Below are 555 nucleotides of genomic sequence, written 5' to 3'. Positions count from 1 at the left end.
GATAGAGGCTATTGAGCTCAAAGGCCATCCGTGGTTTGTGGTGTACAGTGTCATCCTGAATTTACTAGCCGTCTAACTAAGCCAAATCCTGTGATATTAGGCTTTATAAAGGCAAGTTTAGAAAACGTCAAATCTTAAATTTAGAGCCATCTGGCTCTAAAAATTCTTTTAAAAATTTTGCTGTTTTTATTCAATTATTTATCAAATAAATCCCACTTCTTGCTAAATTTTTTAAGGAGAAAAATGAAAACTCTAATCATCTTAGCACACCCTGATATCCAAAACTCGGTCATAAACAAACGCCTGCTACAAGAGGCTCTCAAAGAGCCGCAGCGCTTTAGTGTTCATGATTTGACACAGGTTTACGCAGGCGGCAACATCGACGCTGCGCGCGAGCAAGAACTCATCAGAGCCCACGAGACGCTCATGAATCTCGTATGCCGACTTCTGCTTGAATAAAAAAAATCCATCAGCCCCACAGTCATCACTCCCTCTCTTATTCCCTTTATCTGTCTGAATAATCACAAGTTACTCCTCGTTATACTTCACTGTTAT

1 protein-coding gene and 1 pseudogene are annotated in these 555 nt (G+C 40.0%); both read left to right on the top strand.

Annotation, left to right across the window (positions count from 1 at the left end; all coding sequences use genetic code 11):
• Window positions 1-138: pseudogene (locus CYP28_RS10930) on the top strand (glutamine amidotransferase-related protein); the annotation flags it as partial.
• Between the two features lie 105 nt (window positions 139-243).
• Entirely contained in the window at window positions 244-459 is a 216-nt protein-coding gene (locus CYP28_RS09495) for an NAD(P)H-dependent oxidoreductase (protein ID WP_258034144.1), read from the top strand.
• Window positions 460-555 lie beyond the last annotated feature (96 nt).

The sequence above is a fragment of the Campylobacter concisus genome, from assembly GCF_002914195.1.
Classification (GTDB): Bacteria; Campylobacterota; Campylobacteria; order Campylobacterales; family Campylobacteraceae; genus Campylobacter_A; species Campylobacter_A concisus_M.
Note: the sequence above shows the minus strand (reverse complement) of the source record. Positions and strands in the feature narration are given on the sequence as shown.